This window comes from Bradyrhizobium sp. T-12, assembly GCF_058314695.1.
Window position 1 is genome coordinate 2,415,656 of the sequence record NZ_CM177756.1, and the last position, 22,925, is coordinate 2,438,580.

The 22,925-nt window shown below is 65.0% G+C and carries 17 protein-coding genes; 12 read left to right on the forward strand and 5 right to left on the reverse strand.

All coding sequences use genetic code 11. The features are described from left to right. Positions 1-41: 41 nt before the first annotated feature. Entirely contained in the window at positions 42-1,637 is a 1,596-nt protein-coding gene (locus AC0WRY_RS11415; RefSeq protein WP_491123108.1) for a winged helix-turn-helix domain-containing protein, read from the reverse strand. 134 nt (positions 1,638-1,771) lie between these two features. On the opposite strand from AC0WRY_RS11415, the gene AC0WRY_RS11420 reads away from it, so the two are divergent. Together AC0WRY_RS11420 and AC0WRY_RS11425 are read left to right on the forward strand one after the other, a co-directional pair. After that, positions 1,772-2,971, forward strand: a complete 1,200-nt coding sequence (locus AC0WRY_RS11420; RefSeq protein ID WP_491123109.1) for an ABC transporter substrate-binding protein — start codon at positions 1,772-1,774, stop codon at positions 2,969-2,971. 45 nt (positions 2,972-3,016) lie between these two features. Continuing rightward, positions 3,017-4,168, forward strand: a complete 1,152-nt coding sequence (locus AC0WRY_RS11425) for an FAD-dependent monooxygenase (RefSeq protein ID WP_491123110.1) — start codon at positions 3,017-3,019, stop codon at positions 4,166-4,168. A gap of 96 nt (positions 4,169-4,264) precedes the next feature. Here AC0WRY_RS11425 and AC0WRY_RS11430 read toward each other — a convergent pair whose 3' ends face one another. Continuing rightward, on the reverse strand, positions 4,265-5,782 hold the full coding sequence (locus AC0WRY_RS11430; RefSeq protein WP_491123111.1) for a M81 family metallopeptidase: 1,518 nt from the start codon (positions 5,780-5,782) through the stop codon (positions 4,265-4,267). A gap of 255 nt (positions 5,783-6,037) precedes the next feature. Next, on the reverse strand, positions 6,038-7,768 hold the full coding sequence (locus AC0WRY_RS11435) for a methyl-accepting chemotaxis protein (RefSeq protein WP_491123461.1): 1,731 nt from the start codon (positions 7,766-7,768) through the stop codon (positions 6,038-6,040). A gap of 225 nt (positions 7,769-7,993) precedes the next feature. Here AC0WRY_RS11435 and AC0WRY_RS11440 point away from each other — a divergent pair, with 225 nt between their 5' ends. The 4 genes from AC0WRY_RS11440 (at position 7,994) to AC0WRY_RS11455 (ending at position 14,475) form a co-directional block, all read left to right on the forward strand. Further along, a complete protein-coding gene (locus AC0WRY_RS11440) occupies positions 7,994-9,376 on the forward strand; it encodes an ethanolamine ammonia-lyase subunit EutB (protein WP_491123112.1) in 1,383 nt (460 codons plus the stop codon). 156 nt (positions 9,377-9,532) lie between these two features. After that, positions 9,533-11,119 (forward strand): B12-binding domain-containing radical SAM protein, encoded by a 1,587-nt coding sequence (locus AC0WRY_RS11445; RefSeq protein ID WP_194407080.1) that lies wholly within the window; start codon positions 9,533-9,535, stop codon positions 11,117-11,119. Then, the gene (gene eutC / locus AC0WRY_RS11450) at positions 11,116-11,901 is read left to right on the forward strand and encodes an ethanolamine ammonia-lyase subunit EutC (protein ID WP_491123113.1); all 786 of its coding nucleotides are present in this window, start codon (positions 11,116-11,118) and stop codon (positions 11,899-11,901) included. Before AC0WRY_RS11445 ends, eutC begins: the two co-directional genes overlap by 4 nt. Positions 11,902-12,108: 207 nt before the next feature. Beyond that, positions 12,109-14,475: an efflux RND transporter permease subunit gene (locus tag AC0WRY_RS11455; RefSeq protein WP_212065249.1), complete on the forward strand. Its 2,367-nt coding sequence runs from the start codon at positions 12,109-12,111 to the stop codon at positions 14,473-14,475. A gap of 28 nt (positions 14,476-14,503) precedes the next feature. On the opposite strand, the gene AC0WRY_RS11460 is transcribed toward AC0WRY_RS11455, so the two are convergent. Together AC0WRY_RS11460 and AC0WRY_RS11465 are read right to left on the reverse strand one after the other, a co-directional pair. Beyond that, complete coding sequence (locus tag AC0WRY_RS11460; RefSeq protein WP_491123114.1) at positions 14,504-15,337, reverse strand: hypothetical protein; 834 nt, start codon at positions 15,335-15,337, stop codon at positions 14,504-14,506. Between the two features lie 93 nt (positions 15,338-15,430). Beyond that, positions 15,431-15,928 carry a hypothetical protein gene (locus AC0WRY_RS11465; RefSeq protein ID WP_091953368.1) on the reverse strand — a complete coding sequence of 166 codons (498 nt, stop codon included), beginning with the start codon at positions 15,926-15,928 and terminating at the stop codon, positions 15,431-15,433. A 459-nt stretch (positions 15,929-16,387) separates the two neighbouring features. Here AC0WRY_RS11465 and AC0WRY_RS11470 point away from each other — a divergent pair, with 459 nt between their 5' ends. From AC0WRY_RS11470 to AC0WRY_RS11495, 6 genes are all read left to right on the forward strand, one after another. Further along, the gene (locus tag AC0WRY_RS11470; protein ID WP_194407084.1) at positions 16,388-16,621 is read left to right on the forward strand and encodes a hypothetical protein; all 234 of its coding nucleotides are present in this window, start codon (positions 16,388-16,390) and stop codon (positions 16,619-16,621) included. Between the two features lie 188 nt (positions 16,622-16,809). Further along, positions 16,810-17,694 carry a squalene synthase HpnC gene (gene hpnC / locus AC0WRY_RS11475; RefSeq protein ID WP_194407085.1) on the forward strand — a complete coding sequence of 295 codons (885 nt, stop codon included), beginning with the start codon at positions 16,810-16,812 and terminating at the stop codon, positions 17,692-17,694. Then, positions 17,684-18,523: a presqualene diphosphate synthase HpnD gene (hpnD, locus tag AC0WRY_RS11480; protein WP_194407086.1), complete on the forward strand. Its 840-nt coding sequence runs from the start codon at positions 17,684-17,686 to the stop codon at positions 18,521-18,523. Before hpnC ends, hpnD begins: the two co-directional genes overlap by 11 nt. Next, complete coding sequence (gene hpnE / locus AC0WRY_RS11485) at positions 18,523-19,776, forward strand: hydroxysqualene dehydroxylase HpnE (protein ID WP_491123115.1); 1,254 nt, start codon at positions 18,523-18,525, stop codon at positions 19,774-19,776. The genes hpnD and hpnE overlap by 1 nt, the downstream gene beginning before the upstream one ends. Positions 19,777-19,837: 61 nt before the next feature. Beyond that, entirely contained in the window at positions 19,838-21,790 is a 1,953-nt protein-coding gene (shc, locus tag AC0WRY_RS11490) for a squalene--hopene cyclase (protein WP_491123116.1), read from the forward strand. Continuing rightward, positions 21,787-22,536, forward strand: coding sequence for a phosphorylase (locus tag AC0WRY_RS11495; protein ID WP_194407089.1), 750 nt, complete (start codon positions 21,787-21,789; stop codon positions 22,534-22,536). The genes shc and AC0WRY_RS11495 overlap by 4 nt, the downstream gene beginning before the upstream one ends. Positions 22,537-22,925 lie beyond the last annotated feature (389 nt).

Below are 22,925 nucleotides of genomic sequence, written 5' to 3' on the forward strand. Positions count from 1 at the left end.
CGCGCCTCGTGATGGCGTAGCGACTTACCGTCCGCTTCCGATCATCCTTCAGGCAAGCCGGCCAGGCGCAGCCCCTCGAAGTAGCGCTGGCGTCGTGCGAGGTAGATGGGATTGTCGCCCTTGGCGTTGAAGCGGTAGCGGCGGATCGTGAAGCTGGGATCGAGAGCAAGCCCTGCATCGGCGACGGATCGCGCCTCCTTGAGGTCTCCCGCCAGCGCCAGCGCTGTCGCAAGATGAAAATGCGATAGCGCGTGATTTCGGTTCACCTCCATGCTGCGCCGGAACCAGTCGATGGCTTCGCGATCGGCATTGATGCTCAATCTGGCCAGCCCGACGAACATGTACCACAGAAAGGCGCGCGTATCCCGCGGGGAGAGCCGAAGCGCTTCCTGGATGTGCCCCTCCACCTCCTCGCTAAGGCCCGATTGATATTTGCCGAGACCAATGAATCCATGCGCATCGGCCAGATTCCGGTCGAGCGCCAGCGAGCGCCGGCATTGTGCAACACCGTTATCGATGCGGTTCGTCTGAATTTGCACGGCGCCGAGCAGCATGTGGGCTCTGGGATGATTGGGGGCGCGGAGCAACGCGCTGTTCAAGGCTGCTTCCGCAGCGTCGAAATGCACCTTGACGTCATCGGCCATGAAAGCCGATCCAACGGACACATCGACCTGAGCCGCCGCGACGGCCGCTTCGATGTTGCCGGGATCCAGCGTCAAGGATCGGGTAAAAAAATCCCTTGCCTGCGTTAGAAGGACGCGCGTCACGCCCCTGTTCTGAAGGGCTCGGCCCTGGAAGTACAGGTCCATCGCATCGGGGCGGGGCGATCGCTCCGCGCGGCGTGCTTCGGCGGCGATGAGCTCCGCATTCAAGGTGTTGGCGAGTCGAGACACGATCTCATCCTGCATGTCCAGGAGCTCGGCGGCGGGCTTGTCGAAGCGGTCGGCCCACACTTGGCTCCCCGTCTCTGTGTCGGTCAGCTGCGCGTTCAGGCGAAAACGGTTGCCGCCGCGTTGCACGGAGCCTTCGAGCACGTAATGCACGTTCAGGTCGCGGCCGATTTGCCTGGCATCGACTGCTTTGCCCTTGAAGGTAAATGCCGTGTTGCGGCCGATCACGAACGAGCCGGCGATGCGCGACAAGTCCGTCGTCAGGCTCTCCGTCACGCCATCGACGAAATAATCCTGCGCCGGATCGTCTCCGATGTTGGCGAATGGCAGGACGACGATCGACAAATGCGGTACCGTGGGAGGCGGCGGCGGTTCCCCATCATCGGATAGCCGCGGCGTCTCGCCGGAAACAACAAGGGGCGCGGCCAACTGTTCGTCGGGCACCAGCATATAGCCGCGGCGGGGCAGCGTCTTCAGCGCAGATCGGCCGACATCTCCCAGGGCCCGCCTGACATCGCCGATGGCCTGGACGAGGGAATCCTCCGTGACCTCGCAATCCGACCAGACCTCATCCATGATTTCGCTTTTGTCGACCAGCTGCCCGGGCCGCTTTGCCAGCAGCCGCAGTACCGCCCAGGCGCGCGGACGCAGGGGAACGACAGCGCCGCTCCCGTCGCGCAGAGTTTCGTGGGCGAGGTCCACGATCCGATCGCCGATGACGATGGAATGCTGCGATGCCTTCAACAAGGATGCCTCGTGAACCTTGCTTTCGGAAAATTTCGGCGCAGTTTCGGGACGCCGACGGGATTGTACAGCATCATCCTGCAGCGCGGGATAGCAAAACGCACCCTATCGAAGCCACCAACGCGAGGTAAGCTTCCATGATCCGGACCCCCATCGCTGCTGCGTTGAGTCTCTTGATCGTCGGCCTTTCGCCCGTTGCCGGGGCGGACAGAAAATACGGTCCCGGTGTCAGCGATACCGAAATCAGAATAGGCCAGACGGCGCCCTACAGCGGGCCGATCTCGTCGTTGAGCCGCTTCAGCCGGATTGAAACAGCCTATCTCAAAATGATCAACGCGGCCGGCGGTATCAACGGCCGCAAGGTGACGCTCATTTCGCTCGACGATGCCTTTTCGCCGGCCAAGACAGTGCAACAGACGCGCAAACTCGTAGAGGACGACGACGTGCTTGCGATCGTGGGATCAATCGGCACACCGACCAATCTCGCGGTAGCGAAGTATCTCAACAGCAAGCAAGTTCCGCAGATCCTGCTGCTCGCCAGCACGCCGAAGCTCGACGATCCCGAGAATTTGCCATGGACGACCACGTTCATGATGCCGCAGCCGGTCGAGACCAGGATCTACGCCGAGTATCTGATGAAGACCAAACCTGACGCGAAGGTCGCCGTGATCTATCAGAACGACGATCTCGGAAAGGGCAATCTGGCCAGCTTCAAGGCGGCTCTGGGATCGAAGGCCTCGACCATGGTGGTGGCCGAGGCGGCCTACGATATCGCGGAGCCGACGGTCGATTCACAGATCCTCGCGCTGAGAGCATCGGGTGCCGATACGTTGTTTCATGCCTCCAACGCACGATTTGCTGCACAATCTATTCGAAAGGCGCACGAGATCGGCTGGAAGGTCCAGCATGTGCTGCTCTCCGGCGTCAGCAGCATTTCGGCTGTCCTGCGTCCGGCGGGACTTGTGGCCTCCACAGGCGCGGTCAGCGCGTTTTGGTTGAAGACGTCGGAGGATCCGATGTGGGACGACGATGCCGGCATGCGCGAGTTTCGGGCATTCATGCAGCGGTGGGCGCCAAATGACGATATCGAGGAGTCGATCTTTCCCTATGCGACGGCTCAGATCATCGTCGAGGTCCTCAAGAAGTGCGGCGACGACCTGTCGCGCGAGAATCTCATCAGGCAGGCCACCAACATCCGGGAGGTTCAACTGCCGACGTTCCTGCCGGGCCTTACGATCAACGTCTCTCCATCGCGCCGGATCGGCTGGACAAAGGCGAGGATGGCACGTTTCGACGGCACCAGATGGGTGCTGCTCGATGACGTCGTCGGTAACTGACGATCGGTTGTTCGCAAGAGCGAAGTGTTCGAGGGGGATTGCGAAATGACCGACAGCCTGAATATCGCCATCGTCGGCGCGGGCATCGGCGGATTGTCTGCGGCGCTCGCGCTGGGCGCGCGGGGCATGAATGTTACGGTTTTCGAAAGCGCAGAGACCCCGCGCGAGGCCGGGGCCGGACTGTCCATCCCTCCGAACGCACTGATCTTGCTCAAACGTACATCGCTCTGTGACAAAATCGAGAAGATCACCACCAGGAGCCAGGGTCTTACGCGACGGACGTCACGGGGAGAGCTTGTCTTGCCCGGCTCGCCCACCGTGCTCAGCTATCAGATTCACCGCGTGGAGTTCCTCGAGATGCTCCTTGGTGAGGTGAAAGGGCCGGTCCGGTTCGGACATCGGTGTGCAGCCGTTGAAGACACGCCGACCGAAGTGCGCCTGATCTTTGCCAATGGCGCCGTCTGCGATGTGGATGTTGTCATCGGTGCGGACGGCATTCATTCAGTCGTCCAGCGCCAGATCGGCCTGGCAGCCCACCCGACCAGCGAAGGCATCGTGGCCTACCGCGGCCTGGTGCCGTCGCAAAAGCTGTCATGGGGCGCAGAACTGCGTGGCCTGAACATGTGGATGGGCGAGGGCCGCAACTTCATCTGCTTTCCGGTATCGCAGGGGCGATTGATCAATATCGTTGCATTTGTCCCGAGCATGCGTGACATGGAGGAAACCTGGTACGCACCCGGCGACGTCAGGGCTCTTGCAGCCGAGTACGAGGGCTGGGATGCGCTTGTCCAAGACTTGATTTCGGCGCTCGACCAGACGTTTCGCTGGGGCATCTACGATCGGCCGCCGTTGCCGTATTGGTCGCGCGGACATGTGACGCTTCTCGGCGACGCCGCGCATCCGATGGTGCCCCATTTCGGGCAAGGCGCGGGGCAAGCGATCGAGGATGGCTTCGCACTTGCCGTCCTGCTGGAGCGCGCGAGGCGTGACGAGATTCCGGCACGGCTGAACGCCTATCAGGAACTGAGATTGGGGCGGACCAGTCGTGTTCAGGCCGCCTCGCGCCTCGCCGGCCGGTTCTACCGGTCTGCCGGCAGCGATCGCGCTGAACAGGCGCAGCGATCGCAAGCCTGGATGTCGGCGGCGGAATGGATCTTCCCGCACGACGCCGAGAAGGCTGCTTTGGCCATTCTGTAGATCGCCTAAAGTCTCTCTTCAGGACGTCGTGGACCTCCGCGCTGGCCGCCGCTGCCGCGGCAACCCGGAAGCCTGTGAAGCCCGGGTGGGCAAGCGTCAACCCGGAACGATCTCGTCGAGCGGCCAGATCGGACGGCGGACGTTTCGATACGTGAGCTTGCTGTGATCGAAGGTGGCAAGTCCGCCGCTGTCGGCCAGGATCACCTCCTTGGCCATGGGCGCGAAGGCCGCCCGGAAGTGGTGCGCCGACTTGACGGCGACGACCCGGAATTGAGCCGGCTCTGCCCCGAGAATCCGGAACATTTCCCGATCATAGGTCTGCAGCGTGTTGGTCGAAATCGCGATGGAGATGCCGTCGACCTCGAGCAAGGCGCTGGGCCCGAGCGTCATGGGTTGACCGGCATTCATCGGCCCCTCGCAGACGAAGGCGCCGTCCGACAGGCCGGTCACCCGCCCGGTCAGCGTGAGCGGAGGTCCGTAGCTTTCGGGATGGCGCTTGGCCCCGAGAACGACATCCACGCTGGCCCCGAGGCCCGCAGCGTGGCAGCGGGAAGCGGCTTCGGGATCGCCGAGGACGCCGAACAGCACGCTGCGGACTTCGGCCTGCAGCAGCGCCTCCAGCAGGCGGATGCCATCGCCGTAGGCGCCCGAACCGGGATTGTCGCTGAAGTCGGCGATCACGAAGGGACGGGTGTCGGCGACGTCAGTCGCGGCTGCGGCGGCAAGCTTCGTTGCATCAGGCAAGTCGAGCGCCGTGACGGTGACCTCGGCGCGCCGGCGGACCATCTCGTCCTCGAGCGCCGCCGCGGCCTGCCGCGCGGCCGCTTCGGCGGCGTTGTGGGAGGCATCGTAGGTGATCTGAATGCTGGGGCCGACCTCGGCAATGTCAGAGCGGCTGAAGCCTGCGCAGACATCGACGGACAACAGGCCCGGCGTTTGCGCCTCCATGTCCGCGGCGCGCGCCAAGAGGTCGCTCATCACGCCGCCCTGGGTCCGTCCGTGATTGCATCCGTCGAGCAGAGGTGCTTGCGAGCGGAAGACCTTCGGGCGGGTCGTGCCGTCCATCGCCGCCTGCAGCAGCTCGGCGGCCCGGAACGCCGTCTCGTATTGGTCGATGTGCGGATAGGTGCGGTAGGGCAGCATGATGTTGGCCAGCCGGCCCATGCGTTCGGTGACGTTGGCATGCAGATCGAGCGTCACCGCAATCGGAATCGTCTCACCGAGACGCTGGCGCAGTCCTTCGAGCAGCGCACCTTCGGCGTCGTCGTCGGTCTCGGTCACCATCGCGCCGTGCAGCGCCAGGATAACGCCGTCGAGCGGCCCGCTCTCGCAGGCCGCGTAGACCAGGCGCTGCAGTTCGGCCCAGCACGCCGCCGTCACCTTGCCGGACGGGGTGGCCGCGGCGGCGAGCGGCTGCACCAGGGTCCAGCCGTAACGTTTGGCTGCGGCCAGGTGCGCGGCGATCTCCATTCTTGTGTCGGCCAGCGCCGCGGCGATCTCGCCGTCACGCAGAAACAGCCGCTTGCGGTAGTCCTCGAGCGTGGTCGGGATGACCGAGAAAGTGTTGGTCTCGTGGGCGATCTGCGCCGAGAGAACGCGCCGCGTCTGGCTCATGGGATTCCTTTGTTTTTTTCTTATGCAATCTCACAAGTCAGCCGCGCCGACACGCGCCGTCTCCTGCTCGGCACTGCATGACCGCATCGTGCCCCTGTTTTGCCCGACGAGTCAAAATCAATTGCGCAGGAGCTTCAGGTTTCGCGCGGGCCGCCAAGCCATTGAAAAACCTGACCCCGGCTACTGTGCATGGGGTTGTTTTCCAGATTTTTGTTTGGAGGCCCCCACCGCCGCCCGGCGGTGGCGTTGGCGCGTTCACCCCGCCTTGGCGATGCGGCTGTCCGCGCGCAGGTTCTGGAAGAACGTCTCGACCTCCCGGGACAGCGTGTCCGCGGTCTCGGCCACGCTGCCCGCCGCCGTCAACACAGAGGCTGCTGCCGTATCGGTCTTGCCGATGGCGTCGCGCAGCGAGGTGATGTTGGCGACCAGCGTCTCGTTGCCTTGCGCGGCGCTTTGCGCGTTGGACGAGATCTCGCGCGTGGCGGCGTCCTGCTGGCCGATGGCGCCGGCGATCGCCGAGGTGACTTCGTTGATCTCGCGCACGGCACCGCCGATCTCGCGCACGGCATCGACCGCGTTGCGGGTCGAGGCCTGGATCATCGCGACGTTCTCTGAGATCTCGGCGGTGGCCTTGGCGGTCTGGCCAGCCAGCGCCTTCACCTCATGGGCGACCACGGCAAAGCCCCGGCCGGCATCGCCGGCGCGGGCGGCCTCGATTGTGGCGTTGAGCGCGAGCAGGTTGGTCTGCTCGGCGATCGCCTGGATCAGGTTGAGCACGCCGTCGATGCGCTGCGTGGCCGCGGCAAGGCTCTCGATCTCGGAGATCGACTTCTCGGTGCGCTGGCCGGTCTGCTCGACCGCGCCGGCGCTCTGCCGCACCTGGCGCCCGATCTCCACCACCGACGCCGACAGCTCCTCGGCCGCGCCCGCCACCGCCGTGACGTTGTGCGAGGCCTGCTCGGTGGCGTTGGCCGCCGTGCCGGCGCGGCTGTTCGCATCCGCGGTGACGCGGGTGATGGTCTGCGCGGTCTCGCGCATGGTGGAGGCGTTGTCGCTGAGGCCACGCATGATCGCGCCGATCGCCTCGCGGAACTGCTCGACGGACTGCTCGATATGGCGGGCGCGCTCCTCGCGCGCGGCGGAGTCCTGCGAGACCTGCGAGGCGAGGTTGCGGTTGCGGCCCATGGCCTCCTGGAAAACCTGGATCGCGCGGGCGAGCGCGCCGATCTCGTCGGCGCGGCCGGAGTGCGGCACCACGACGTCCTCGGCGCCGTCGGCGACCTGCTTGATGGTGTCGGTGATGGCGGCCAGCGGCCTTGCGATCGAGCGGGCGATGATGACGATGCCGATCACGACCAGGGCCAGCGCCACGCCGCCGAGGCAGGTCAGGACGAAGGACAGGGTGCGGTTGGTCTCCGTCTCGTGCGCGATCTGCTTGGCCCGCTCGGCGTAGACCTTGGACAGCGCCTCGAGGTCCTTGTTGAGCGCCGAGCGCACGGCGCGGTTGGCGTCGTTGTCGCCCCATTCGCGGCCCGCGGCCGCATTGATCTCGACGCCGCGGCGCACCAGCTCCTTGCGGAACTCGACGAATTGCTCGATGCGCTTCTTGAACGTGGCGAACTGCTCGGCATCGTCGGCTTTGACGATGGTCTGCCAGCGCTTCACGACATCGAGGATCTGCTCGTTGAACTTGAGCAGGCCGTCGCCGTATTTCTTCACGACCTTCGGCTCGGTCGACATGTAGACTCCGCGGGATTCCATCACGACCGCATAGACCAGCGAGTTGACGCGCTCGACGTTCAGCGCGGCGGCGTTCGCCGTCTCGATCGCGCTCGTCAACTCGGCGCCGCGGCGGCTGTTGTAGTCGGACAGCCCGGCGATCGCCGCCGTGAGCAGCGCAAACAGCGCGAAGATCGCATAGAGCTTGGCGGCGAGCGTGAAGCGGCCGGCGGGACCGGCGGCATTCCCAGATCGGTCTGATGTCATGGTCATTCAGGTGCCCGGATTGGCCTGAAGTGGCCGGTGAGGGGGATTCTACAAAATTGATGCAAAACTATGCAGAACGAAGATGGATGCGGCGTTAACGCGCCGCTCCGCGGCCTCCGTCCTTGGTCGAAGGAAAGGCAAGTTATTTCAGCGTCTTGATCAAAAGGTAGAGTTTCAGGATAGTCCTTGCGTCGGCCGTTGGCCGACCACCTCTCGGAGAGGCCCTTGGTCTACCGCCACACCATCGACGCCACGACCCACATTTTCCCGGACCTGCGCGATCTCCTGGCCAAGGCGACGCCGCCGCGCTCCGGCGACCGGCTGGCCGGGATCGCCGCCGACACGGCCGAGCAGATGATCGCGGCGCGGATGGCGCTCGCCGACGTCCCGCTCGCAAGATTCCTGCAGGAAGCCGTCATCCCCTATGAGGCCGACGAGGTTACCCGCCTCGTCATGGACAGCCACGACGCCAAGGCCTTGGCTCCGGTGGCCTCCCTGACGGTTGGGGCCTTCCGCGACTGGCTGCTGTCGGACGCCGCGACGCCGGAGGTCCTGAAGACGCTGGCCCCCGGCATCACCCCGGAGATGGCGGCAGCGGTCTCAAAACTGATGCGCAACCAGGATCTGATCCTGGCGGCACGGAAACGCGAGGTCACCACCGCCTTCCGCAACACCATCGGCCTCAAGGGCCGGATGAGCACGCGGCTGCAGCCCAACCATCCGTTCGACGATGCCAGGGGCATCACCGCCTCGATCCTCGACGGCATCCTGCTCGGGGCCGGCGATGCCTGCATCGGCATCAATCCGGCGAGCGACGATCCGGCCGTTATCGCGCGATTGCTGCGGCTGCTCGACGAGATCATCTCGCGGCTGCAGATCCCGACGCAAGGCTGCGTGCTCACCCATGTCACGACGACGCTGTCGCTGATCGGGCAGGGCGTGCCGGTCGATCTCGTCTTCCAGTCCGTTGCCGGCACCGAGGCCGCCAACCGCAGTTTCGGCATCGACCTTGCGCTTCTCAAGGAGGCGCAGGAGGCCGGGCTGTCGCTGCGGCGCGGCACCATCGGGCAGAACGTGATGTATTTCGAGACCGGCCAGGGCTCGGCGCTGTCGGCCGGCGCCCATCACGGCGTCGACCAGCAGACCTGCGAGGCGCGCGCCTATGCGGTGGCCCGCGCCTTTGCGCCTCTCTTGGTCAACAGCGTGGTCGGCTTCATCGGCCCGGAATATCTCTATGACGGCAAGGAAATCATCCGGGCGGGACTGGAGGATCATTTCTGCGGCAAGCTGCTCGGCCTGCCGCTTGGGATCGACATCTGCTACACCAACCATGCGGAAGCGGACCAGGACGACATGGACAATCTGCTGACGCTGCTCGCCGCCGCCGGCGTTACCTTCATCATGGGCGTCCCCGGCGCCGACGACGTCATGCTGAACTACCAATCGACGTCTTTTCACGACGCGCTCTATGTCCGTGACGTCTTCGGCTTGCGCCGCGCGCCGGAATTCGACGATTGGCTGGCTCGGTCGGGCATTACAGGCTCAGATTTCCGGCTTGCCGGCGATGCAGGCCTGCTGCCCGATTTTGCCTCGCGGCTGATTGCGTGAGGCGGTGCGCAGCGCCAAACTCCCTTCGAGGAAACTATCTGCGCCTCCCGGAATTATGCTTGTGCCACAATATTGAGAAATTCCGGCGGCAGCATTACGCTATGTGTCTGGCTGGCAATTTCCGCAACATCAGTCGAGCGTGGCGGGGGAGCTTAGATGCGAGCTGAAAGTAACGGAACATCCCGGCGGATTCTCTGTGTGTTTCCGCGCTACACCTCCTCGTTCGGCACGTTCGAGCATTCCTATCCGCTGACCGACGGTGTCCGTGCCTTCATGCCGCCGCAGGGGCTGTTGCTGATCTCGGCCTATCTGCCTGAGGATTGGCAGGTCAAATTCGTCGACGAGAACCTGCGTCGTACCACCAGGGAAGAGTTCGAATGGGCCGAGGCGGTCTTCGTCAGCGGCATGCACATCCAGCGCCAGCAGATGAACGACATCTGCCGCCGCGCCCATGAGTTCGATCTGCCGGTCGCGCTCGGCGGCCCCTCCGTCAGTGCCTGTCCCGACTATTACCCGTCGTTCGACTATCTCCATGTCGGCGAGCTCGGCGATGCCACCAACCAGCTGATTGAGATCCTGTCGCGCGACACGGCGCGTCCAGACGAACAGGTGGTCCTCACCACCAAGGACCGCGTGCCGATGACGGAGTTTCCGATCCCGGCCTACGAGCTTGCCGACGTGAAGAAGTACTTCCTCGGCAGCATCCAGTATTCCAGCGGCTGTCCCTATCAGTGCGAGTTCTGCGACATCCCCGGTCTCTACGGCCGCAACCCGCGCATCAAGTCGCCGCAGCAGATCATCGCCGAGCTGGATCGTCTACGTGAATGCGGCATGACCGACACGGTCTATTTCGTCGACGACAATTTCATCGGCAACCGCAAGGCGGCGATGGATTTGTTGCCGCACCTGATCGAATGGCAGAAGCGGACCGGCTACGTGGTCCGGCTCGCCTGCGAGGCGACGCTCAACATCGCCAAGCGGCCCGAGATCCTCGAGAAGATGCGCGAGGCCTACTTCATCACCATCTTCTGCGGGATCGAGACGCCCGATCCCGACGCGCTGAAGGCGATGCAGAAGGACCACAACATGATGGTCCCGATCCTGGAGGGCGTGCGCACCATCAACTCCTACGGCATGGAGGTGGTTTCGGGCATCATCATGGGGCTCGACACCGACAAGCCGAATACGTCGGAGGCGCTGCTCGGCTTCGTCGAGGAATCGCGCATTCCGCTGCTCACGATCAACCTGCTCCAGGCGCTGCCGAAGACGCCGCTGTGGGACCGGCTGGAGCGCGAGGGTCGTCTTGTCCACGACGATGGCCGCGATTCCAACGTCGACTTCCTGTTGCCCTATGACGAGGTCGTCGCGTCCTGGAAGCACGCCATGGGCGTCGCCTATGAGCCCGAGAGGGTCTACGCGCGCTTCCAGTACCAATGCGACCACGTCTATGTGCATCGCCTGAAGATGCCGACACCGGACGAGATGAAGACCTGGCCCAACATCCGGCGCGGCCTCGTCATGCTGCGCAACATCTTTTGGAAGGTCGGCGTGCTCGGCGACTACAAGCGCGTGTTCTGGAAGTTCGCGCTGGGGCGCATCAAGCGCGGCGATCTCGAAGGCCTGATCGGCTGCACCCTGATCGCGCACCATCTCATCACCTTCGCGCGCGCGGCCTCCAGCGGCAGGCAGAACGCCTCGAACTACTCGATCCGGCTGCGCGAGGCCGCCGTTCCCGCCGAATGAGTGATCCGTCCGTTCCGGCTCGCCCGATCATCGACCTCAGGTCGTTCACGCCCGCGCGCGTTGCGCTCGGGCGCAGCGGGGCAAGCGTGCCGACCAAGGCGCTGCTCGATTTCACGCTCGATCATGCCCGTGCCCGCGATGCCGTGCATGCCGCCTTCGATGCGCCGCGTCTGGTCGCCGATCTCGCAGGCCTCGGCCTCGACGTCACCGAGGCGAGGAGCCAGGCGGTCGACCGCGGGGATTATCTGCGGCGGCCGGATCTGGGGCGACGGCTCGAGCCCGGCTCGGCCGATGTTCTGGCGCGAGCGGCTTCCGCGCCATGCCAGCTCGCGCTGGTGATCGGCGACGGCCTGTCCGCGGCGGCGGTCCATGCCCATGCGGTGGCCCTGGTGAGGCGACTGCTGCCGTTGCTCGCCGAAGGCGATGCTGTCGCGCTCGGCTCTGTCGTCGTCGCCTCAGGCGCGCGCGTTGCGCTCGGCGACGAGATCGGCGCCCTTCTCGGCGCGCGCATGGTCGTGACGCTGATCGGCGAGCGGCCCGGCCTGTCGGCACCCGACAGTCTCGGCGCCTATCTGACCTTCGCGCCCAAGCCGGGCCGCACCGATGCTGAACGCAATTGCGTGTCCAACATCCACCACGCCGGACTGAGCTATGACGAGGCTGCCTGCAAGATCGCCTGGCTGGTCCGCGAGGGGCTGGCGCGTCAGGTCAGCGGCGTGGCGCTGAAGGACGAGAGCGCGGACCGCGCGCCGCGTCGAATTGGCACATTCTCGGCCGGATGACCCGCGCAGGACCCAAAATCGCCGCATCTTGATCGATTCGCCCACACTTCGCCTGCTTGCGAAAAGACCAGTTGACCTGCTAAACCCCTCGCGGCGATTTTCCGCGCATTTTCAAAGGGCAAGCCTCCCATTGGTATGGCATTTTCAAGCCGTTCGCGGGGCGCAACAAGCTCTCAAGACCGAGCCGATTTAGGAACTGGATAAGGCATGCTCGAAAAGCACAGCGAGAATGAGGTTCATGTCGACAAGGTCGAGCAGGGACCTACGTCCTCGATCGCCTTCGGGCTGGAGCGTCTCGGGCTGATCGCCGTCCGGGCGCCGATCGTCTCCTGCATCGTCCTGCTCGTCCTGATCGTCGGCGCCGTGTTCGGCATCCACCGGATCAAGATCGACGATTCGCTGTCGCAGCTCTTCCGCTCCGACAGCCGCGAATTCCACCAGTATGAAGAGGTGACGAAGAAGTTCCCGGCCGAGGAATTCGACGTCCTCGTCGTGGTCGAAGGCAAGAACCTCCTGGCGCGGAATAATCTCGAGAAGCTGCGCGACTTCGTGACCGACATGCAGCTGGTCGAAGGCACGCGCGGGCTGGTCTCGCTGTTCTCCGCCCGCCAGGCGCCGGCGCCGGGCAAGCTGCCGGCGGCCCTGTTCCCGGCCGAGCTGCCCGAAGGCGCCGACTACGACAAGTTCATCGAGACGGTCAAAAACAACGAGATCATCCGCGGCAAGCTGTTGTCAGAAGACGGCACGCTGGCGCTGATCGTGCTGTCGCTCGATCCGGAGGTGGTGGCGTCCAGCAGGCTGACCAAGACCGTCGCCGACATCCGCGCGCTGATGAAGGAGGATCTCAGCGATACCGGGCTCAACGTGCAGCTTTCCGGCGTGCCCGTGATGCAGCTCGAGATCCGCAACGCCGTCGAGCGCGACGGCCTCACCTACAACATCCTCGGCATTCTCGCCGGCTGCATCATCGCCATCATCTTCTTCCGCAAGATCTCCTTCATGGTCGCCGCGGCGTTCCCGCCGATGATCGCGATCCTGCTGGCGCTCGGCGCGCTCGGCTGGGCCAATTTCAATCTCAACATGTTTCTGAACGTGATGACGCCGCTCATCATGGTCATCAGTTTCTCGGACTCGATGCAGCTCACCTTTGCCGCGCGTGACCGGCTGATCGCGGGCCAGGACAAGTTCACCGCGTTCAAGAACGCCGTGCTGGTGGTGGGACCGGCCTGCGTGCTGACGCATGGCACCGCCGGCATTTCCTTCATCGCGCTGCAGTTCTCCAACTCCGACCTGATCCGCAAGTTCGGCGAGGCGGGTCTGGCCGCCACCATCATCGCGCTGGTCGCGGTGCTGTCGCTGGTACCGGTGTTCGGCGTGCTCCTCGTGCGCAACGAGAAGACGTTCGCGGTCAAGTTCCAGGGTGCGGATGCCGGCGTCCAGGCGTTGCGCAATTTCTGCTACTGGATCGCGGTGCGCATGGTCGGCCGGCCCGGCCTGTTCAGCCTGATCGCGGTGCTGTTCGTCGGCGGCCTCGGCGTCATCTACGCCAATCTGGAGCCACGCTACCGGCTCGCCGACCAGGTGCCGGACAAGCGGCAGGCGGTCGCCGCCAGCGACCGGCTCGATGCCAAGCTCACCGGCGCCAATCCGGTCAACGTGCTGATCCAGTTCCCGAAGGGTGAATCGCTCTATTCGCCGGAGACGCTCCAGACTATCGCGGACGTGCATGCGACCGTGGAGAAGGCGGCCGGCGTCGGCAATGTCTGGTCGGTCGAGACCCTGCGCCGCTGGCTGGCGGAAAAGGCCGGCAGCGCCGACGTCGCGACGCTGAAGGAATATGTCAGCGTCATTCCCGAGCATCTGGTGCGTCGGTTCATCGACGCCGAGCAGGACGCCGTCGTGGTCGCCGGCCGCGTGCCGGACAAGGATTCCAGCCAGCTGTTGCCGATCGTCGACAAGCTCGATGCCGAGCTCGACGCCGTCCGCAAGAAGCATCCCGGCTATGAGGTTGCGGTGACCGGTCTTGCTGCGATCGCGGCACGCAATTCGGCCAGCATGATCGAAAAGCTGAACCGCGGGCTCACCGTCGAATTCGCGCTGGTCGCGATCTTCATCGGCCTTGCCTTCCGCTCCTGGGTGGTGATGTTCGCCTGCATCCTGCCGGGCATCTTCCCGGTGGTGATGTCGGGAACAGTGCTGTGGGCGATGGGCGAGGGCCTGCAATTCGCCAGCGTCGTCGCGCTGACCGTCTCGTTCGGGCTCGGCCTCAGCGCCACCATCCACTTCCTCAACCGCCTGCGCCTGGAGAGCAAGCCGGGGGTCGGCTCGGCGCTCGCGGTGGAGCGGGCGACCGTGCTGGTCGGACCTGCGCTGATCCTGACCACGGTGGTGCTGGCCTGCGGCCTGGTCGTCACCGTGTTCTCCGACCTGCCGTCGCTGCGGCTGTTCGGCTGGCTCAGCGCCTTCTCGATGGTGATGGCCCTCGTCGCCGACCTCTTCATCCTCAGGCCGACGGCGATGTGGCTGATCAATTTGCACGGCAAGCTGCAGGGCACCGACAAGCCGGCGATCTGAGACTGGGACGGCGGACGTCGCCCAGCGCTCACGCCTCGATCCGAACGATGCCGTACGGATTGAACTTGAAGTCGGCCTCGGCGTAGTCCTGTTCGCGCGACAGCGTGAGCTTGCGATCGCGCAAGGTCGCATCGATGCCGTGCTCGGCCATGGCGTCGGCGATCTCATCCATCAGCAACACCGCGGACCGATCGTTGCCGCGCGATCTTGCGACATAGACGTCCGGCAGGCCGACGAGGTGGTAGCCGACGGTCTCGTAATAGCGATCGCCGGCCAGCGGACGCTTGGCGAGGGCGAGACGACAGGCCCTGGTCACGGCGGGCGTCATGCGCAGGCCCTGGTCAGTCTTCGCGCCGTTGCGCGCCTGATCCGCGAGACTGCGCCACCGCGCGACACCATGGGCGATGCCGGCGCTTTCGCCTTTTGCGGCAATGGCGCCTGCATCGAACATCTCGTCCACGATCTGCAGTGCGGCGGCCGAGCCGGCGACTGTCTTCTGCTGATCCATCCGCGGGCTCAGCACGTAGAGCACCGCCTTGTGGTTGGCGACCGCCGCCTCGTCCGCCGCCGACCATGCCTTCGGGAAGACGCGGTCCCAGCACACGCCGAATGATCGCGCCATGTTCGCATCGGGCTTTGCTTGCGAATAGGTGCGGTCGATCTCGAAACCGAAATCGGCGATGGTCTTGGCAACTGCCTTCGGCGGCTGCAGCAGATTTTCATTCTTGCCGAGGAAGCAGAGCACGTGACGCGGCTTCACGGACGAAGGCTGCATGCTCGCTCCAGGCGGGTCATTGGCGAAGGCGCGCGTGGCCACGAACAGCCCGGCGGTCTTGAGCAGATGTCTGCGGATCGGGTCCATCTCGGCAAGTCCGTCTCGGTGGGTTCAGGTCAGCAAAAAGCCCCCGGCTCGCGAGAACCGGGGGCCGCATGTCACATGGCTGAGAAGAAAGGATCAGCTCTTCGTCATGGTGATGTTGACGCCGCGGATCTCGCCCTTGGACGAGATCTGCACCGTTTGCTTGGTGCCGTTGGTGCGCAGCGAGAGGTTGGCGGCAAAGCCGTTGGCCTCCACGAACACGTCGATCTGGCCGCCGCCGGCGGTGCCCTGCAGATTGCCGAAGATGTTGCGGCTGGACTCGCTCCAATTGCCGGAGATGCGCTCGCCCTGGCTCGTCACGTCGCTGGTGAGGTCGAACTTGTAGCTGTCGGACGCGCAGTGCAGAGCCTGCTTCAAATTGAGGCCGCTGCCGGCGACCTTGTAATCGGCCTTGCAGCGAATGCGCTCGGTTGAGCCGTCTGACAGCGACACCGTGCCGGTGCCGGTCCAGGCGCCGTCGAAGCCGGCAAACGGGCCGGAGGACTGAGCGTGGCCTGCCGAAACCGAGAAGAGCAGTGCCGCCCCGATGCCGGCCGCCTTGATTGCCAGTCCAGATCGCCCAAAGAATTTCATCTCAAATATCCCGTTTTAGAACGACGCCCGCTCACGCTCGAGAACGTCTCGCCACATCGAAAGTTTAGTGCTCCGAGCCGGTGTCAGGTTCAAAGCCAGGCTGCCAGAGATGGCGGTTCACAACGCCTTGCGCCAGGCCTGGATCCGCCGATTTGCTCTGTTTCGGTATGTTTCCGGCGGAAAAGGCCGGGAGGAGAGATGCAGCTCTGCAACAGGTATGCAGTAAAACGCAGCGGTCCTGAATTATGACGTAGTATCAATCTCTTACATCTGCCAATGAAGGCGAAGGGAAGACCTGATTTGGTGGGCGCGGCGCCAATTTGGCCGCATTTGCCAGTGCTTGTGCCTTCTCCGAGGCCGCTACCGCGCGGCGACTTGCCATCAGAACAATCCGTTCCGGTCGTCCGCCCTGTGCAGTCCGGGTTCGGTGCGATTCTGCCGTCAGAATGAAGGAATACAATGCGTAAGCTTCTCGTCGCTCTCACCCTGCTGTCGGCATCTGTTTCGACGGTGGCGTTCGCCCAGCAGGGGCGTGGCACCGAGTCCGAGCAGAAGGCCTGCACGCGCGACGTGCAGAAGTTCTGCCGTCCGGTCATCGACCAGGGCGATTTCACCATCCTGGCCTGCCTCAAGGAGAACCGGTCCAAGATCTCGCAGGCCTGCGACCAGGTCCTGAAGAACCACAACCAGTAAGATCGGCCACTGGCCCACAAAAGGCGGCCTCGAGGGCCGCCTTTTCGGGCCCGATTCGCGGAAGGCAGCCATCGCCAGACAGGATTGGTTTTGCGGCCGTATTCCCCTATATGGGGGCCGCGGCGGATCGCCGGCATGAGCCCGCGAGAAGAAGCCCTTTCTATCCAAACGATTGTAGCCAGCCCTCGATGACCTCTGCGAGCGAATTGCGATCCGGCAAGGGAGACCGCGACGAGAATTTTCCCGTCGCGTCCTGGATCATTCATCCGCGTCATCGCGCCCTGATCCTGGCGTATTACAATTTCGTCCGCACCGCCGACGACATCGCCGACCACGCGACGCTGCCGCCCGACCAGAAGCTGGCCTATCTCGACCTGCTCGAGGCGGAGCTGCTCGGCAAGGGCGACACCCAGGCAGAGGCCGTCAGCTTGCGCCGTGCGCTCGCCGAGCGCGGCATGGCGCCGCGCCATGCGCTCGACGTGCTGATCGCGTTCCGCATGGACGTGACCAAGCTGCGCTATGAGACCTGGGACGAGGTCATTCACTATTGCCGCTATTCGGCGATGCCGGTCGGCCGCTTCATGCTCGACGTCCATGGCGAGAGCACCTCGACCTGGGCGGCATCGGATGCGCTCTGCGCGGGCCTGCAGATCACCAATCATTTGCAGGATTGCGGCAAGGATTTCCGCGAGCTCAACCGCGTCTATCTGCCGCGCGATGCGCTGGCAGCACATGGCGCCTCGGTCGAGCAGCTCGGGCTTTCGCAGTCGCCGCCGGCGATGCTGGCCTGCCTGCAGGCGCTCGCCGCGCGCAACGAAGCGCTGCTCGACGAGGGCAGGTCGCTGGCTGCGGAGATCCGGGATTTCCGTCTCGGCATCGACGTCGCGGTGATCCAGGCCTATGCCGACCGCATCGTGCGCCTCTTGAAGGTGCGCGATCCGTTGCGCGAGCGGGTGCATCTGAACAAGTTCGAGCTGCTCGTCTTCAGCCTTGCCGGAATGCTCGGTGAGGGAGGCCGCCGCGCGATGGGACGCAAGGCCATTTCCAGACCGGGGACCGCACATGACGCTTGAGGCGACAGCGCCCGGCGCCAATTATGGCTCGACCGCATCCGGCAGCTCCTTCTACGCCGCGATGCGCATCCTGCCGCGCGACCAGCGCGAAGCGATGTTCCAGATCTACAGCTTCTGCCGCCAGGTCGACGACATCGCCGATTCTCATGGCCCGCGCGAAGAGCGGCTCGCCGCGCTGCAGGAATGGCGCAACGACATCGACGCGCTCTACCAGGGCAATCCGCCGCCGCGGCTGAAGGACTACGTCGCCTCGGTGAAGACCTTCGGCCTCAAGCGCGAGGATTTCCTGGCGATCGTCGACGGCATGGAGATGGACGTGCCGCAGGACATCCGCGCGCCCGACATGGCGACGCTGGATCTGTACTGCGATCGCGTCGCCAGCGCCGTGGGACGGCTGTCGGTGCGGGTGTTCGGCCTGCCCGAAGACGACGGCATCCAGCTCGCCTATCATCTGGGCCGCGCGCTTCAGCTCACCAACATCCTGCGCGACATCGACGAGGACGCGGGTCTCGGCCGGCTCTATCTGCCGCGCGAGGCGCTGCTTCATGCCGGCATCACCTCCGACGATCCGAACCGCGTGATCGCCGAGCGCGCGCTGCCGAAGGTCTGCCTGCCGCTGACGCAGCGTGCGAAAGCGCATTTCGAGAAGTCGGACGAGATCATGAACCGCAACAAGCGCCGCACCGTGCGCGCGCCGCGGATCATGTCGAAATACTATCATTCCATTCTGGATCTCCTGATTGCGCGCGGTTTCAATGCGCCGCGCCAGCCGGTGCGTGTGTCAAAGATCACACGCATCCTGATCCTGCTCCGCTACGCTTTCATCTGATGCAAAAGACAGCTCACATCATCGGTGCTGGAATTTCCGGCCTCTCCGCCGCCGTGCGGCTCGCCAATGCCGGCTTCAAGGTCGCCGTGCACGAGGCCACGCAGCAGGTCGGCGGCCGCTGCCGTTCCTATTTCGACGGCGCCACCAACCTCACCATCGACAACGGCAATCATCTGCTGCTGTCGGGCAACAGCCACGCCCGCGCCTATGCGCGCGCGATCGGCACCGAGGCCGGCCTCGTCGGCCCGGAGAGCGCGCAGTTTCCGTTCGTCGACCTCAAGACCGGGCAGCGCTGGCAGATCGATCTCGGCACCGGCCGGCTGCCGACCTGGGTGCTCGACGAGGGCCGTCGCGTTCCCGATACGGGTCTCACCGATTATCTGAAGCTGGCGCCGCTGATATGGGCGTCGGAAGAGACGCTGGTCGGCAAGTCCATTCCGACCGACGGCATCCTCTATCAGCGCCTGGTGCAGCCGCTGCTGCTGGCAGCGCTCAACGTCGATCCGCCCGAGGGCTCGGCCGGGCTCGCCGGCGCGATCGTGCGCGAGACGCTGCTTGCGGGCGGGCAGGCCTGCCGTCCGCTGATCGCGCGCGACGGCCTCAGCGCCGTGCTGATCGAGCCCGCTGTGAAGTTTCTGCAGGATCGTGGACATACCGTTCAGCTCGGCCATGAGCTGCGTTCGTTTGCGAGCGGCGACGGCAAGGCCAGTGCGCTGCATTTTGGCGGCGAGGACGTCATCCAGCTCGCTGAGGGCGATGTCGTCGTGATGGCGGTGCCGCCGCGCGCCGCCGCCGGCCTGCTGCCGGGGCTGAAGACGCCGACCGAATTCCGCGCCATCGTGAACGCGCATTTCCGCATCACGCCGCCGGCGGGCTCGGCGCCGATCCTCGGCGTGATCGGCGGCGTCGTGGAATGGCTGTTCGCGTTTCCGAACCGGTTGTCCGTCACCATCAGCAATGGCGATCGTCTGGTCGACATGCCGCGCGAGGAACTCGCGCAGAGCATCTGGAACGACGTCTGCAAGGCGGGCGGGGTGTCGGGTGAGCTGCCTCCGTGGCAAATCGTGCGCGAGCGCCGTGCCACATTTGCGGCGACGCCGGCGCAGAATGCCCTGCGCCCGGGGCCGGTCACAGCGCTGAAAAACCTGTTCCTTGCGGGGGATTGGACTGCTACGGGATTGCCTGCAACCATCGAGGGATCAGTCCGGTCCGGTGATCGCGCCGCCGATCTGGTTCTGGCCGCCAAAGGGTAGGCGGCCCTGACGGGCAAATGTCCCGGCCTATTTCAATCGACTATCGGAGCAATCGAGCGACATGGATTCCGTGACCGCGACCAGCCGCGAAGCTTTGGAATCGAGCATTGCATCGGCGACGCAGGGCGTCCTCGACGTCCAGCAATCCGACGGCCATTGGGTGTTCGAGCTCGAGGCCGACTGCACGATTCCCGCCGAATACGTCCTGTTGCGCCACTATCTCGCCGAGCCCGTCGATGTCGCGCTCGAAGCCAAGATCGCCAATTACCTGCGCCGCATCCAGGGCGCTCATGGCGGCTGGCCGCTGGTGCATGACGGCGAGTTCGACATGAGCGCCAGCGTGAAGGCCTATTTCGCGCTGAAGATGATCGGCGATTCCGTGGACGCGCCGCACATGGTGCGTGCGCGCGAGGCGATCCATGCCCGCGGCGGGGCGATCAACAGCAACGTCTTCACCCGCTTCCTGCTTGCGATGTACGGCGTGGTGACCTGGCGCGCGGTGCCGGTGCTGCCGATCGAGATCGTGCTGCTGCCGTTCTGGTCGCCGTTCCACCTCAACAAGATCTCCTACTGGGCGCGCACGACCATGGTGCCGCTCATGGTGCTCGCGGCGCTGAAGCCGCGCGCGAAGAACCCGAAGGGCGTCGGCATCGACGAACTGTTCCTGCAGGATCCGCGCTCGATCGGCATGACCGCCAAGGCGCCGCACCAGAGCATGGCCTGGTTCGTGCTGTTCCGCGCGCTCGACGGCATCCTGCGCGTCGTCGAGCCGATGTTTCCGAAGAGCCTGCGCAAGCGCGCCATCGATGCCGCGCTCGCCTTCACCGAGGAGCGGCTCAACGGCGAGGACGGCATGGGCGCGATCTATCCGCCCATGGCCAACATCGTCATGATGTACGACGCGCTCGGCAAGGACGAGAATTTCCCGCCGCGCGCGATCACGCGCCGCGGCATCGACAAGCTGCTGGTGATCCACGACGACGAGGCCTATTGCCAGCCCTGCGTCTCGCCGGTCTGGGACACGACGCTGACCGCGCACGCATTGCTCGAGGCTGGCGGCGACAAGGCGGTGCCCGCGGCCAAGCAGGGCCTCGACTGGCTGATCCCGCGGCAGGAGCTCGAGGTGAAGGGCGACTGGGCGGTGAAGCGGCCCGACGTGCGCCCGGGCGGCTGGGCCTTCCAGTACAACAACGCGCATTACCCCGACCTCGACGACACCGCGGTGGTGGTGATGTCGATGGACCGCATGCGACGGGAGCACGGCGCCACCGGCTATGACGCCGCCATCGCGCGCGGCCGGGAGTGGATCGAGGGCATGCAGAGCGACGACGGCGGCTGGGCTGCCTTCGACGTCAACAACCTCGAATACTACCTCAACAACATCCCGTTCTCGGACCACGGCGCGTTGCTCGATCCGCCGACCGAGGACGTCACGGCGCGCTGCATCTCGATGCTGGCCCAGCTCGGCGAGACCGCGAAGACCAGCAAGCACGTGGCCGACGGGGTCGCCTACCTCCGGAAGACCCAGCACCCCGAGGGGTCCTGGTACGGCCGCTGGGGCATGAATTTCATTTATGGAACCTGGTCGGTGCTCTGTGCCCTCAACGTGGCCGGCGTCGACCACGGGGATCCCATGATTCGCAAGGCCGCCGACTGGCTGGCCTCGATCCAGAACGAGGACGGCGGCTGGGGCGAGGATGCCGTGAGCTACCGGCTGGACTACCGGGGCTGGGAAGCCGCCCCCTCGACCGCCTCGCAAACGGCATGGGCCTTGCTTGCCCTGATGGCGGCAGGCGAGGTTGATCACCCGGCCGTCGCCCGCGGGGTGGAGTACCTGATTGCAACACAGAACGAAAAAGGACTGTGGGACGAGCAGCGGTACACCGCCACAGGCTTCCCCCGCGTGTTCTATCTACGTTATCATGGTTACCCAAAGTTCTTTCCGCTGTGGGCGTTGGCGCGGTATCGGAACTTGCGGAACACCAACAGCAGGGTGGTAGGGGTCGGAATGTGACTTTGGGGACGGGGGACTATTTAACCGCGGGTCAGGCCATCGACCCGCGGCCGATATTGATCGTGACCGGACTGGTGCAGGAGGCCCGCATCGCAGCCGGGCCAGGAATGGCGGTCATCTGCTCGTCCAGCAGCCCGACGCAATTGCGGGCGCTGCTGACGGTGGTCGATCCTGAGACGATTCGCGGCGTGATCTCGTTCGGCGTGGCCGGCGGGCTCGACCCGACTCTGCGTTCCGGCGACGTCGTGCTGGCGACCGAGGTGCTCTCCGGCGACACCCGCTGGGCCGCGGGCCTCTCGCTCGGTGACGATCTGATCGACCGCCTGACCTCGGGACGCCGCCGCGTGGTGCGCGGCAGCCTCGCCGGTGCCGAGGAAGTGGTCACCAAGCGCGCCTGCAAGGCCGCGCTGCATTCTGAGACGGGCGCTGCCGCCGTCGACATGGAAAGCCACATCGCCGCCGCCTACGCCACGGAAGCCGGGCTGCCCTTCGCCGCGGTCCGCGTCATCAGCGATCCCGCCCACCGCGCGCTGCCGGCGCTCGCCCGTGCCGCGATCAAGCCGAACGGCCAGATCGATCTCGCCGCCGTGCTGCGCGGCATCGTCCGCAATCCGGCGACGCTGCATGCCCTGGTCTCGACCGGCATCGACTTCAACCGCGCGCTGCGATCCTTGCGCGGCTGCCGCGATTATCTGATCGGGACCGAGCTGATCGAGAGCGAGGCAATGGTGTCGAAGGCGGCCTGAGCGGGACGTCGATCCCTAGAATAAGGAAAGGCCCGGTCGCGCGACCGGGCCTTTTTGTTTGGTGTCCTGATCCGGATGTAACTCGCTGACAGTACTGGACTGGTGCCAGCGAGAGCCGTCGGCAAAACACCGCAAACCCCGTCAACCCCTCCGTACAAAAATATTCCACTTTCCCGAATTTCGGATTTGTAGCATAGAGCGTTCATCCCGGCCCTGCCAGAGGGGCGCTTCGCGATCGGCACGAGATGCGGGTTGGGGTGCGGTGGACGCGGTAGCGCCGGCGCGACAGGCGATGACAGGGACGGGCGACCGTTGAGGCATGCGCGACGCGCTACGACACGGCGCGGTCACAGCGGTTTCGGTCGCCGTCGGAGGTGAGCACACGCGAG